This window comes from Microbulbifer mixtoriginis (SeqCode) (assembly GCF_052466765.1).
In genome coordinates this window covers 3482129-3494944 of record NZ_CP174289.1, presented here as the reverse complement: position 1 = coordinate 3494944, position 12816 = coordinate 3482129, and the positions used below count along the sequence as shown (strand labels likewise).

Sequence of the window (12816 nt, the reverse complement as noted above, 5' to 3'; positions counted from 1 at the left end):
GAGTGGCCAAAACCGCAAGAACAACAATAAACAATAACAATAATTTCGAAAGAAGAATAAAAATAACAACAAGCGCGTTGCAAACTGACTGATTTATACCTGGGAGAGGGTGTTTGCTTGATAGCAAATTAAGAGCGCAAGGAAGCCGCTGCCTTCATACCTGTAATAATAATTCCCAAACTTTTCCCCAACTTTCCGGCACCCGCAGATTGCGGGCGCATTGCTTTGCGTGTGTTAGAATCGCGCCAGCGAGTCCTCCACACTGACAGCAGATGCCATTGCCGCCCCCTGTTTTGGACTTCGCCCCCTGGGCCCGCCCAGGTACAGAGGCCCCAGTAGTGCAACAACATGCCCCAACTCCGTTGGGGAGGAAAGTGCAGGTGTAATGCCTGTCGCCACCGGAGATGTGGCCTCAGCACCAACAGGGCATTTTCGGTCACCAACAGATGGCAGCAGTCAAGACAGACAGCCGTATGCTCAATAATTTGATTAGTAGTATCAAACGCTGGCGCAAGCCGGCCAAGAAAGGCCCCAGGGTTATCGCCCGCAACGACCACAATATCTCCCGCCGGGATATCAGCCGCGCAGCCCTAACGGTCATGAAACGCCTACAGGAAGCAGGTTACCAAGCGTACATTGTCGGGGGCGGCGTGCGGGATCTAATGCTCGGCGGCCACCCCAAAGACTTCGATGTTGCCACTGACGCTACACCAGAACAGGCTAAAGTACTGTTTCGCGGCGCACGCATTGTCGGTCGGCGCTTTCGAATCCTGCACGCGCGTATTGGCCGCGAGGTTATTGAGGTCACCACTTTTCGGGGCCACCACAGCGATGGCGAGACGCACGAAGCAAAACAATCCGAACACGGTATGTTGCTGCGCGACAACGTCTACGGCGACCTGGAAAGCGATGCCATGCGCCGCGACTTTACAGTCAATGCTCTCTATTACACCACCGATGGCTTCGCTGTTCACGACTACACCGGGGGTGTTGAGGACATTAATAATCGCCTGATCCGCATGATCGGGGCTCCCGCTACCCGCTATAAAGAAGACCCTGTGCGGATGCTGCGTGCGGTGCGCTTCGCAGCCAAACTGGATTTTGCCATCGAACCCGCTACCGAGGCCCCGCTAAAAGAGCTGGCTCCTCTACTGCGCAATATCGCCCCCGCGCGCTTGTTTGACGAGATCCTCAAACTGCTGATGAGCGGCCAGGGCGAGCGCACTTTCGAACTATTGCGCCGCTATCATCTGTGGCAGCACCTGTTCCCAGATAATGCAGCCCAAATTGAAAAGAACCCCGCAGCACTGGAGCTAACAAAGCGCGCCCTTCGTAATACCGACCAGCGCATCCAGGCTGATATGCGCGTGACCCCCGCCTTCCTATACGCTGCCCTGTTGTGGCCGGCTGTGGACGAGGAGCAGAAAAAGCTCATCGAGAAAGGGATTCCACCGGCGCCGGCACTGGCCCAGGCGGCTCAAAAAATTACCAGTAACCAACTGGCCCACACCGCTATTCCCAAGCGCTTCTCTATCCCCATGCGCGAGATATGGGATCTCCAGCATCGTCTGCCACAACGCGGCGGCAGTCGCGCCCAGCGCCAGCTGGAGCACCCCCGCTTCCGCGCCGCTTACGACTTCCTGCTATTGCGCGAAGAGTGTGGAGAAATTGAACCCGGTCTGGGCAACTGGTGGACCGACTTTCAGCAAGCCGATGATGAACAACGCCAGCAAATGGTACGCAAACTCCAGCGCAGCGGCGGCAACAATCGACGTGGCCGCAATTCCCGTGGCGGACGCCGACGCAAGCCAAAGGCTGCCGAATAATGGAAAAGGTTTTTATCGGGCTCGGCAGTAATCTATCTGAGCCACAGAAGCAGCTGCGCAGTGCCCTGGCGGCCATGGAGGAAATCCCCGACTGCCGCCTGCTGCGCTGTTCCAGCTTTTATCACAGTGCGCCCATAGGCCCTGGCGAGCAACCAGATTATGTCAACGCCGTGGTTGAGCTGGAGTGCGCACTAACGCCCATTGAGTTACTCGACCAGCTGCAAACGATTGAGCAGGCTCACGGGCGCGAGCGCTCGGTGCGCTGGGGAGCGCGAACCCTCGATTTGGATGTTTTATTGTTTGGCGAACAGCAACTAGACGAGACGCGTCTGCAGGTACCGCACCCGCGTATGGCTGAGCGTAATTTTGTTTTGCAGCCACTCGCTGAGCTCGATCCACAACTGCAACTGCCATCGGGGGAGCTATTGCAACAGTTGCTGCAGGATTGCCCACAAAACCGCCTGGAGAAATTCTAGACAGCCTCAAATACAGCGCTAAAAGTACTCGACTGGCCGCCCCGCTTGATAGTATTTTGGCGCCTGTAACCCATCAGGGAAGACGCCCCAACCAGAGGAGTCGAACACGTGGTTATCGACAACAGCGAAACCAGTTCGTGTGAGTTTGGCCAGCCGGAGAGAACGCCACCGAAATTTATTGCCGTTGAGGGTAATATCGGAGTGGGCAAAACTACCCTCGCCAAAAAACTGGCCTGTACCTTCAATTACGACACTCTGTTGGAGCTACCCGAGGAAAACCCCTTTCTCGAACGCTTCTATCGCGACCCCAAAAACGCCGCACTACCCACCCAGTTACATTTTTTGCTGCAACGCTCTCAACAGATTCAGGCCCTGCGCCAGGATGATTTGTTTGAACCCGTGCGGGTGGCAGACTTTCTTATCGAGAAAGACCAACTGTTTGCCCAAGTCACGCTGGACGCGGATGAACTCGCGCTCTACCAACAGGTATTTCAGCACCTCACACTAGAGGCCCCCAAGCCCGACTTGGTTATTTATTTACAGGCCCCACTGGAAGTCCTGCAGGCTCGTATCCGCAATCGAGGCGTCCCAGCTGAACGCGTTATCAGCACCGAATATCTGGCCACACTCAACGACGCCTACACGCAATTTTTCCACTTTTACGACAGCTCACCGCTGTTGATTGTCAACAGTGAGGAAATCGATATCGTCGATAGCCCCGAGGATTACCAACAACTGGTGGAGTATATGCTCACCGTCACCAAGGGCCGTCATTACTACAACCCGGGAAGTTAACCGCTATGTATGCACCTTCAGAATTAGAAAAGCTCGTTACCGTGCAAACCCTGCGCAAAATGAAAGCGAACGGCGAGAAATTTATTACCGTCGCCCTCTACGACGCGCCCATGGCGGCCATGGCGCAGAAAACCGGCGTGGAAACCGTGCTGGTAGGCGACTCCCTCGGTATGACCGTACTGGGCTACGACAGCACAGTGCCGGTCACCATGGAACAGATGATCTACCACGTGGAAGCAGTGGCAAGGGGCAATAAAAAATCCCTGATCATGGGTGATATGCCATTTATGACATATGCCACACCGGAGCAAGCGCTCACAAACGCCACCCGTATCATGCAGGCTGGCGCCCATATGGTGAAGATTGAGGGTGGTGCCTGGCTTGCTGACACAGTCAAAATGCTGACAGACCGCGGTATCCCTGTTTGTGCTCACCTGGGGCTCACTCCTCAGTCCGTTCACAAGCTGGGCGGCTATAGGGTTCAGGGGCGCGACGAAAAACACGCCGAACAAATGTTGGAAGATGCGATCCTCCTAGATCAGGCTGGCGCCGATCTGCTCGTGCTCGAATGCGTGCCCAGCGCCCTGGCCAAGCGCATCACAGAATCAGTTTCCATGCCCACAATCGGCATCGGCGCTGGGCGCGATACCGATGCCCAAGTCCTGGTTATCAACGATATCCTCGGCCTTACCGAACAGCCGCCGAAATTTTCCAAGAACTTTTTAGTGGAGGCCGGCGATATCCCCGGTGCCCTGCGCAAGTATGCAGGGGACGTTAAACTCGGCGTATTCCCAGAAGACAGCCACACTTTCAATTAAGTTTCTACGGGGCCACTTAACGACAGTGCAGTGGCCCAGACACCTCCTCCCGTGGACTGCACAAAGCCCGCTCTCCCAGCGGTAACACTATGACTTTTGATGAACTTCTCCTTGATTGGCGCGATAAACATGGCGCCAATGTGGTACCGACAGGCTGGAGCCAGGGCCGCGCTACTTTTGGCGGCCTGGTTGCTGCCATGCTCTATGAGAAAATGGCAGCGGAGGTGATTGCAGAAAGCAGTTTACGCTCACTCACCTTCTCCTTCGTCAGCCCGGTTAGCGCGGATGCGGTAAAAGTCGAAGCGCAGCTACTGCGCGCAGGCCGCTCTGTCACCCAGGTGCAGGGCCAATTACAGCAAAATAACGCGACTGTACTCGCTGGACTTGCCAGTTTTGGCAGCGGCAGGGAATCCTCCGTTAAAGTCGACACCCCTGCCGCTCCTGAGTTTGCCAGCCCGGATAAATGTATCGCCCTACCTTATATCGAGGGTGTGGTGCCAGAATTCACTCAGAAATATGACTATCGCATCGCTCGTGGCCAACTCCCCTTCAGCGGCACCACGGAGCGGCAACTGGGCGGTTGGGTGCGTTTTAAAGACGGCAGCGAATCTACTATAGGTATTAGCCATCTACTCACACTCATCGACGCCTGGCCACCAGCCACTCTACCGATGCTAAAAGTTCCAGCACCGGCCAGCTCGCTCACCTGGACGCTGGAGCTGATGGAACCGCTACCACAACGCAGCGCATCGGATTGGTGGCAATATTTGGCAGAGGTGGAGCAGGCTGAAGATGGCTATGCGGTGATCCAGGCGCGCCTTTGGGATAACGCGGGCAGACTCGTCGCTTTATCCCGGCAAATGGTGACTATTTTTGCTTAAGCAAACTCACTACTGACTTCCCTTCTTTTAGGCGCGCCATATAGAAACCACACCCAATACCACGCAGGGCCATATTCTAATAAAGTTAAAGAAAGTGCTCTGCGACTAAGTTCTTTACTTAATTGCCAACCAGAAAATACTGACGCAGAAAAACCTGTGAGCAATCGTGTAGCTGGCGCCGCTTTATTGTCAGGATAATCTCAACTGACCGGCCTGTTAGTGTCTAACTTTTCTGACGCTGGGTATTTTCCTGGCAAAGCGTACAAATTAACGTCAATTAAAGTAAAAAATAAAATAAAAAAAACCTTCCTTACTCCAATTTGTAATCTACGCTATCCATCATCCCACCCTCGAAAAATCAAAGACCGAGAAAAAAAGGCCTCGCCTTTTTAATTTCAGTCCACCGGCGATAAGAACCATGGAGAATAAAAAATGATAAGAAAAATCTGTATATCCCTTGCTCTACTGATCAGCTATCCCGCTAGCGCAGCAGATTTTGAAGATGTATGGGATGCGATCACCTCATGCAACTGGTTCGAATTTATCGATGATGTGGATGACACGGGCACAAAAGATCTGGATGGCTACGAGTATGGTGACACCAGCTTCAAAGATGCCAACTCAGGCAACTTTGACATGATGGTGTATAACATGGATGGTTTTTTACAATGTATTGGTGGCAACAGTAAGTCAGATTTCAAACAAATTATCCGCACTTTTAATGACGACCCCAAGGATCTCTGGTTAATGCAGGAGGTGTGGAGTAAAACCAAAGCCAACTACCTGGATGACGATGACAAGCTGAGCAACGATACGGTTCCCTATCGTTCAAAACACTGGAAAGGTGGCGGCACCTCTTTTGGTAACGGCTTGCTGACTTTTTCCAAATTCCCCTTTGACCGGGACAATCGCGACGATAACGATTATTCCTTTGCCACTTATGAAGAGGAAACTTTTGATAAATGCTCAGGCAACGATTGTGATACCGAGAAAGGTTTCACCGTGGCCAACGTTGAAGTGACGGAGAACTATCATGTGCATATTTATAACACCCACATGGATGCGGGCCATCAAGATGCCGACCTAAACGCCAAGGCAAAGCAACTTGATCAAATCGCCGATATGATTGTCTCCCACTCAAATAATGCCACTGTTATTTTGGCAGGGGACTTCAATATGGCATTCGATGAAAATGATGATGGCTGGCGCGGCGTTAACTACCAAACCTGGAAGGCCTTTTTCGAAAAAACCGGCGGTAAGCACGCCTGCCAATATATGCTCTCTGGCAATGACACCAGCCTAGAAGCCTGCTCCGATGAGCTACAAAATGACACAGACCATGTAGTAATCATCAACAATAATCCCAACTACACACTGGAAGTCACTGATTATTTTATCGGTTCTGCAACCTATTCTGGGTTAAGCGACCACGACCCAGTTTTTGTAGATTTTTCCTGGGTTAAAAACTAATCCCTAAAAGGGCTCCTTCCACTGCAACGTGGAGGGAGCCTTAGAGCCATTTTTTCCAATAAAAAAAGGCGATTTGTCCGGCAAGTGCAGCTACTAACAAAATACAAAATACCAAGAATCCCTCTCGAGCTTGAGCCCATGGAATCCCACCAACATTAATTCCAAACAATCCAGTTAAAAAGCTCAGAGGCAGGAAAATTGCTGCAACCATCGACAATACATACATACGACTATTCAGCTGTTCGGAGCTACGGCTTAGTAGTTCCTCCTGAGCAATTGCCGCCCGTTCACGAATTGTATCTATATCATCGATATGCCGCTGCAGGCGCTCATTAATATCCGCTAGTAGGATATGGCTCCCTTCATCAAACCAGGGAGCCGACTCCTGCTGCATACGAGTTAAAACCTCCCTCTGTAGGCAGAGGTATCGGCGCAATGCTATTGTCCTCTTACGAAACTGAACCAGATTCGCCCCCAGATCTTTCACCGACCATTCGAGTAATTGATCCTCAAGTTCATCGACCTTTTCCTCAAAGTCATCAACCCGGTCTCCCATACGCAGCACTAGTAAATCTGCCAGGGACACTACCAATGCCGCTGTCCCCCGTGGCCCACAACCACTGCTCAACCGGGAGATCAAATCCTCCTCAGCCAACAGGCGTCTCTTACCAATACTGATGACACGATTCTCTTCCACCCATATTCGAATAGAGACCCGGCTCTCTCTCCGTGCTTTATGCTTTGGATCGACTCCACACAAAGCTAGAAATAATCCATCACCTACAGCCAGGGTACGCGGTCGCACCTCTTTGGCCAGTAATGCTTCTTTAACCACAGTAGGCAATTCACTACTATCGCTTACCCAAGCTAAAACCTCTTCGCAAGCACTATCAAAATGGAGCCACAACACCCCCTGGCGGGGATGCCAAGACTCCACCTCCGGCCAAGCCACTTCTCGGCCCGATCCATTTCGATCGAGCAAGGTTGCACGAACGTACTCAGATTCCATGGACATAGACTTCCATTTACTGAACTTTCATTTAAAAAATTGCACCCCATAGGAGCGCTCTTAAACCTCACCCAACAAACAAAATTAAGTTACAAGAACATCCAGGCATAACGCATACGGATTACTCGGCCTGACTCAAGTGCGCTAATCCCGCAGCATTCTGTTCCCAGTTTTGCCCATCAAATGGCTCGACTTCTAATTCCTGCGGCACAATATCGAGACAACGCGCATTGAGGCTGTAACCATCGGGATTGGAGCGCGGTATGTAAAAGGGTTTTACACCGCAATGACGGCAAAAATAGTGTTTTGCCACACCCGTATTAAAAGTGTAACAAGTGAGGGCTTCCTCTCCCCGCTCCAGCTGGAAGTTTGCCGCAGGTACGATCAGATGTAAGTAACCCACCTTTTCGCACATAGAGCAATTACAGGCGTGCGCCACCAGCGGCTCTCCATTTTGGCGACGATGTATCGCACGAAAGCGCACAGCATCACAGTGGCAACCGCCCTGCAGCGGCAAGATAACTTCACTCATTATTAGATTGATCCAGATTAAATAATGGACGTGCCCACAATAGAGATAAAATTGAGAGAGCAAGAAGTAGGTGGAACCAATTAGTACGGGCAAGGCCCAACAGTCGTGAAGCTCCGGTGCCAATAAAGAGCCCATTGAACACTACTAACAGTGCACCAGCGCCAATTACCAGGGCTTGGTTGCGCTTGAGCCGGCGCGGCGCTATCAGCTCCAATAATGCTACCAATAACCACAGTACCAGCCCCACAGTAGAAAATAGGTCGATCACTGTAAGGGCTGACATGCTGGTACTTTGCGCGAGACCAATTGCCCCAGCCAATATCAAAACCATTACCAGATAAGCCGGTGCGCGAGTATCTCGGCCCCAAGATATTTCCAGACGTGCCCAGGCAAGACCTATGCCGATCAACAGGAAGGAGGCAAAACCTGAGATCTGCGCAAGTGCCCGATGCAGCTCTGTCACTCCAGGATCAATGCCATAGCGATAAGCGCCCACCAGGGCGGCCAGGGCCATAATCATCAGGGCGGCCACGATTATCAGAGCTGCCGATTGAAAGCGCGCGCGGGTGAGATACCAATACTGGTTGGCAACCAGCAGGCTAGCGAGACCAAGGAGTGCATCGAGAAGCCAGTAGTTGTGCAAAATTTTCCCCTTTTTCGACAAATTCTAACCGAAAAACCCCTGGGGCAAGTGCCTTTATTCCGTGTGAAGCCACTTTGAACAGCTACAAAAAAACCCGGCACTGGGCCGGGTTTTTTCAGGCTTCATCAGCTCGAGAGGTTTATGCCTCTTCGGAACCCTGTTTCGCCTCTTCGGAAGCGGCTTGGTCAGCCTTTGCTTCCTTGATGGACAGCTTGATACGTCCTCGCTGGTCAACGTCGAGCACCTTAACCTTAATCTTCTCACCTTCACTCAGGTAATCAGTTACGGCATTTACACGCTCTTCAGCGATCTGGGAGATATGCACCAGACCGTCTTTGCCCGGCAGGAAGTTAACGAATGCACCGAAGTCTACGATGCGTACCACGGTACCTTCGTAGATAGCGCCAATCTCAGCTTCCGCAGTGATCTCCTCGATGCGGGTTACCGCCGCTTCCAGGCTTTCACCGTCTTCACCGAAGACTTTGATAGTGCCGTCATCTTCGATATCGATGGAGGCGCCGGTCTCTTCAGTGATGGAGCGGATAGTCGCACCACCCTTACCGATCACGTCGCGGATCTTGTCCGGATGGATCTTCAGGGTCGCGTAGCGCGGTGCGTTCTCATTCACGGTGGTGCGGGAAGAGTCGATCACCTTGTTCATTTCCGCGAGGATGTGCAGACGTGCGTGCAGGGCCTGCTCCAGAGCGGTTTCCATGATCTCTTCGGTAATACCTTCGATCTTGATGTCCATCTGCAGCGCGGTTACACCAGAAGCGGTACCCGCTACTTTGAAGTCCATATCGCCGAGGTGGTCTTCGTCACCGAGGATATCGGTCAGAACCGCATAGCCTTCGTCTTCCTTCACCAGACCCATAGCGATGCCGGCTACCGGTGCCTTCAGCGGAACACCCGCATCCATCAGCGCCAGGCTGGAACCACATACGGAAGCCATGGAGCTGGAACCGTTGGATTCAGTGATCTCGGAAACCACACGCACGGTGTAGGGGAAGCTGTCCGGGCTCGGCAGAACTGCAGCGATACCGCGACGAGCGAGGCGGCCGTGACCGATTTCGCGACGACCGGTAGCACCTACACGACCCGCTTCACCTACAGAGTAGGGAGGGAAGTTGTAGTGCAGCATAAAGTAGTCTTTGCGCTCACCTTCCAGGGCGTCGATGATCTGTGCATCGCCAGTGGAACCGAGGGTAGCCACTACCAGAGCCTGGGTCTCACCACGGGTGAACAACGCAGAGCCGTGGGACTTGGGCAGAGCACCAACTTCCACTGCGATCGAGCGTACAGTTTTGCTGTCGCGACCGTCGATACGGGGCTCGCCGCGCACTACAGCGCCGCGCACCAGTTTCTTCTCCAGCTTGCCGAAGTAGCTTTTTACCAAATCGGCGCTAATTTCTTCAGTAGCCAGGGCTTCAGCGGCTTCGCTGCGCAGTTCCGCCAGGCGGGTGCTGCGCTCTTGCTTGTTGGTGATGCGGTAGGCTTCGGCAACCTTCTCGCCGAACTGACCTTCCAGGGCAGTTTTCAGCTCGGTATTTTCTGCAGGTGCCTGCCAGTTCCATTGGGGCTTGCCCGCTTCCGCTTTCAGTTCTTCACAAACCTTGATGATGGCCTGCATCTCTTGGTGTGCGTAGAGTACGGCACCGAGCATGATGTCTTCCGGCAGCTCTTGCGCTTCAGATTCCACCATCAACACAGCGTCTTTGGTACCGGCAACGACCATATCCAGCTCGGAGGTCTTCAGAGCTTCATAACCCGGGTTTAACAGGTAGCCGTCTTGCTGGGTGTAACCCACGCGCGCAGCACCGATTGGGCCTGCGAAAGGAATACCGGAAACAGACAGCGCTGCAGAAGTGCCGATCATGGCAGCGATATCCGGATCCATGTCCTTCTCAGCGGAGAGAACGGTACACATCACCTGAACTTCGTTCATAAAGCCGTTCGGGAACAGCGGGCGGATCGGGCGATCGATCAGACGGGAAGTCAGGGTTTCTTTTTCAGACGGACGGCCTTCACGCTTGAAGAAACCACCGGGAATTTTGCCAGCCGCGTAGGCTTTTTCTTGATAATGCACGGACAACGGGAAGAAGCCCTGATCTGGCTTGGCTTCTTTAGCGCCAACAACAGTACACAGGACGACGGTCTCACCCATGCTAACCAGGGCAGCACCGGTTGCCTGGCGCGCGATGCGGCCGGTCTCGATGGTGACTTGGTGTTGTCCGTATTGGAAAGTTTTGCTTACTGGATTCACTAGTTTTTTCCTATTTCCTTACGGTTACTGGCCCATTCCAGTAACCCCTACATAGTTGCCCGGGAGAGAGTTCCGAAAGCCTCACCCGAGGCGGCACGGGGATGTGCCACCACCGACCTGGGGTGGCCGGTGCAAACACTACACATCCAGCTCGGGTTGTTTTCCGCTGGCCTGTGCAGTGCGACTTCTGAAAAATGACAGTAAGGCCACTTTTCAGCAAGCATTAAAAAAGAATGCCCGCCAGAGGCGGGCATTCTAGGGTCTTAGCGACGCAGGCCGAGCTTGGCGATCAGCTGTGCGTAACGATTCAGATCCTTGCGCTTCAGGTAGTCCAGCAGCTTACGGCGCTGGTTTACCATGCGGATCAGACCACGACGAGAGTGGTGATCCTGCTTGTGCGCAGAGAAGTGACCCTGCAGTTTGTTGATGTTAGCGGTCAGCAGGGCTACCTGGACTTCCGGAGAACCGGTATCGCCTTCAGATTGGCCGTGCTCTTTCAGGATGGCTGCTTTTTCAACTGCAGACAGTGCCATAACGAATTACCTCGTCGTAATATGCTTTAAAAGATTCGGCTGGCCCGTGCATATTTACAGACCAGCTAATCGTGAATGCGGCTGCGCCGCGAGGGCACCTTGCGGGTTACTGAATGTTGGCTTTCACCAAAAAGCAGCTTCCATTCAGGTGCCACTTACCAGACGTCGTGGTGCCACGCACCCTTCGTCGGTAATTTCTCCTACGCCCAGAAAATCACCGTTTTCCAGGAAGAGGCGCACCATATCACCTTCTGTACCGATACGGTAGACCTGCAAATCCATTACCGGTTGCCCCTGACGCACATAGTAACCAGAGTCGTCCGGCAGGACGAGTTTGGGCAGTGAAGACGCTGGAGAATCCATCGGCAACAAGTGGTGATCGAGCACTTCTGCCTTATCTTCACCGCGTTCTTCTGTAAGCTCATCCAGGGTCACTGCGTCGGCTTCATCGAAGGGGCCGGCGGCACTGCGGTGCAGTACTTCCACATAGGCGCCTACACCCAGAGCTTGACCCAGGTCCTCGGCAATACTGCGAATATAGGTTCCCTTGGAACAGTGCACCTCAACTTCCGCACGAGGCTGTGCGCCCGGCGTAAAGCTCAGCAGTTCAAACTCAAAAATTTCCACTTCCCGCGCTTCGCGTTCCACTTCCAAGCCCTGGCGCGCCAGCTTATATAGGGGCTGACCCTTGTGCTTAAGAGCAGAGTACATGGAGGGCACCTGCTTGATGCTGCCGCGAAAGGCTTCCATGGCCTTGAGCACTGCTTTTTCGGTTAAACCGGAAGCATCTTTGGTTTCCAGTACATCGCCATCGGCATCGCCACTGGCAGTGGTCATACCGAAGACAAAAGTGCTGCGGTAGCGTTTGTCAGCATCGAGTAGGTACTGGGAAAACTTGGTGGCTTCGCCGAGACAGATCGGCAGCACACCGGTTGCCAGTGGATCTAAGGCCCCGGTATGACCGGCGCGATTGGCAAAAAAGAGTCGTTTAGCTTTTTGAAGGGCATCATTGGCGGTAATGCCGGCGGGCTTGTTTAATAACAGCACGCCGTGAACCGGCCGGCCCCATTTTGGTCTGCGGCCCATGGATCAATCTTCGTTAGAGTCGCTGTCGTCTTGGTGCTTGCGATCGGCGCGCACCGCCTTGTCGATCAGAGCGGAGAGCTCCTGGCCACGCACCGAGGTCTCGTCGTAGCGGAAATACAGACGCGGGATGGTGCGTATCTGGATGGCGCGCGCCAACTGGCTGCGCAGAAAACCTGCGGCCTTGTTAAGCACTTCCATCGAGGTATTGATCTTACTGCGGTCGTCCTCACCCACAAAGGTGACAAACACTTTTGCGGTGGTCAGATCACGGCTGACTTCAACATCGTTGATATTGACCATGCCCAGACGCGGGTCGCGCACTTCCTGCTGAATCAGCTGGGCCAGTTCGCGACGCATAGCATCGGCGACACGGTCGGCGCGTTGGAATTCTCTTGCCATTGTTTACCTATTGAGAATGGCGGTTTAAAGACAGGAAAACCCGCACGGCCAAAGCCGCGCGGGTTTTCCTTCACCAGGTGCCGGA

Annotated in this window: 13 protein-coding genes; 6 read left to right on the top strand and 7 right to left on the bottom strand. The window is 53.3% G+C overall.

The genetic code is table 11. The features are described 5' to 3' along the window. The first annotated feature begins 446 nt into the window (after window positions 1–446). The 6 genes from pcnB (at window position 447) to ACJJIV_RS15205 (ending at window position 6266) form a co-directional block, all read left to right on the top strand. Window positions 447–1826, top strand: a complete 1380-nt coding sequence (gene pcnB / locus ACJJIV_RS15230) for a polynucleotide adenylyltransferase PcnB (protein ID WP_252083164.1) — start codon at window positions 447–449, stop codon at window positions 1824–1826. After that, window positions 1826–2302: a 2-amino-4-hydroxy-6-hydroxymethyldihydropteridine diphosphokinase gene (gene folK / locus ACJJIV_RS15225; RefSeq protein WP_252083165.1), complete on the top strand. Its 477-nt coding sequence runs from the start codon at window positions 1826–1828 to the stop codon at window positions 2300–2302. The genes pcnB and folK overlap by 1 nt, the downstream gene beginning before the upstream one ends. Before the next feature lie 108 nt (window positions 2303–2410). Beyond that, entirely contained in the window at window positions 2411–3097 is a 687-nt protein-coding gene (locus ACJJIV_RS15220) for a deoxynucleoside kinase (RefSeq protein WP_252083166.1), read from the top strand. A 5-nt stretch (window positions 3098–3102) separates the two neighbouring features. Then, window positions 3103–3915: a 3-methyl-2-oxobutanoate hydroxymethyltransferase gene (gene panB / locus ACJJIV_RS15215; protein ID WP_252083167.1), complete on the top strand. Its 813-nt coding sequence runs from the start codon at window positions 3103–3105 to the stop codon at window positions 3913–3915. A gap of 89 nt (window positions 3916–4004) precedes the next feature. Beyond that, window positions 4005–4796 (top strand): acyl-CoA thioesterase, encoded by a 792-nt coding sequence (locus tag ACJJIV_RS15210; protein WP_444887086.1) that lies wholly within the window; start codon window positions 4005–4007, stop codon window positions 4794–4796. 432 nt (window positions 4797–5228) lie between these two features. After that, window positions 5229–6266, top strand: a complete 1038-nt coding sequence (locus tag ACJJIV_RS15205; RefSeq protein WP_252083169.1) for an endonuclease/exonuclease/phosphatase family protein — start codon at window positions 5229–5231, stop codon at window positions 6264–6266. Between the two features lie 40 nt (window positions 6267–6306). Here the strand turns inward: ACJJIV_RS15205 and ACJJIV_RS15200 are convergent, their stop codons facing one another. From ACJJIV_RS15200 to rbfA, 7 genes are all read right to left on the bottom strand, one after another. Beyond that, window positions 6307–7275, bottom strand: a complete 969-nt coding sequence (locus tag ACJJIV_RS15200; RefSeq protein WP_444889517.1) for a zinc transporter ZntB — start codon at window positions 7273–7275, stop codon at window positions 6307–6309. 121 nt (window positions 7276–7396) lie between these two features. After that, window positions 7397–7807 (bottom strand): GFA family protein, encoded by a 411-nt coding sequence (locus ACJJIV_RS15195; protein ID WP_252083171.1) that lies wholly within the window; start codon window positions 7805–7807, stop codon window positions 7397–7399. After that, window positions 7800–8450 (bottom strand): hypothetical protein, encoded by a 651-nt coding sequence (locus ACJJIV_RS15190; protein ID WP_252083172.1) that lies wholly within the window; start codon window positions 8448–8450, stop codon window positions 7800–7802. Before ACJJIV_RS15190 ends, ACJJIV_RS15195 begins: the two co-directional genes overlap by 8 nt. 139 nt (window positions 8451–8589) lie before the next feature. Beyond that, window positions 8590–10713 carry a polyribonucleotide nucleotidyltransferase gene (pnp, locus tag ACJJIV_RS15185; RefSeq protein WP_252083173.1) on the bottom strand — a complete coding sequence of 708 codons (2124 nt, stop codon included), beginning with the start codon at window positions 10711–10713 and terminating at the stop codon, window positions 8590–8592. A 263-nt stretch (window positions 10714–10976) separates the two neighbouring features. Continuing rightward, window positions 10977–11246 (bottom strand): 30S ribosomal protein S15, encoded by a 270-nt coding sequence (gene rpsO / locus ACJJIV_RS15180; protein ID WP_252083174.1) that lies wholly within the window; start codon window positions 11244–11246, stop codon window positions 10977–10979. 144 nt (window positions 11247–11390) lie between these two features. Continuing rightward, entirely contained in the window at window positions 11391–12332 is a 942-nt protein-coding gene (gene truB / locus ACJJIV_RS15175; protein WP_252083175.1) for a tRNA pseudouridine(55) synthase TruB, read from the bottom strand. Window positions 12333–12335: 3 nt separating this feature from the next. Next, the gene (gene rbfA, locus ACJJIV_RS15170; RefSeq protein ID WP_252083176.1) at window positions 12336–12731 is read right to left on the bottom strand and encodes a 30S ribosome-binding factor RbfA; all 396 of its coding nucleotides are present in this window, start codon (window positions 12729–12731) and stop codon (window positions 12336–12338) included. Window positions 12732–12816: the final 85 nt, after the last annotated feature.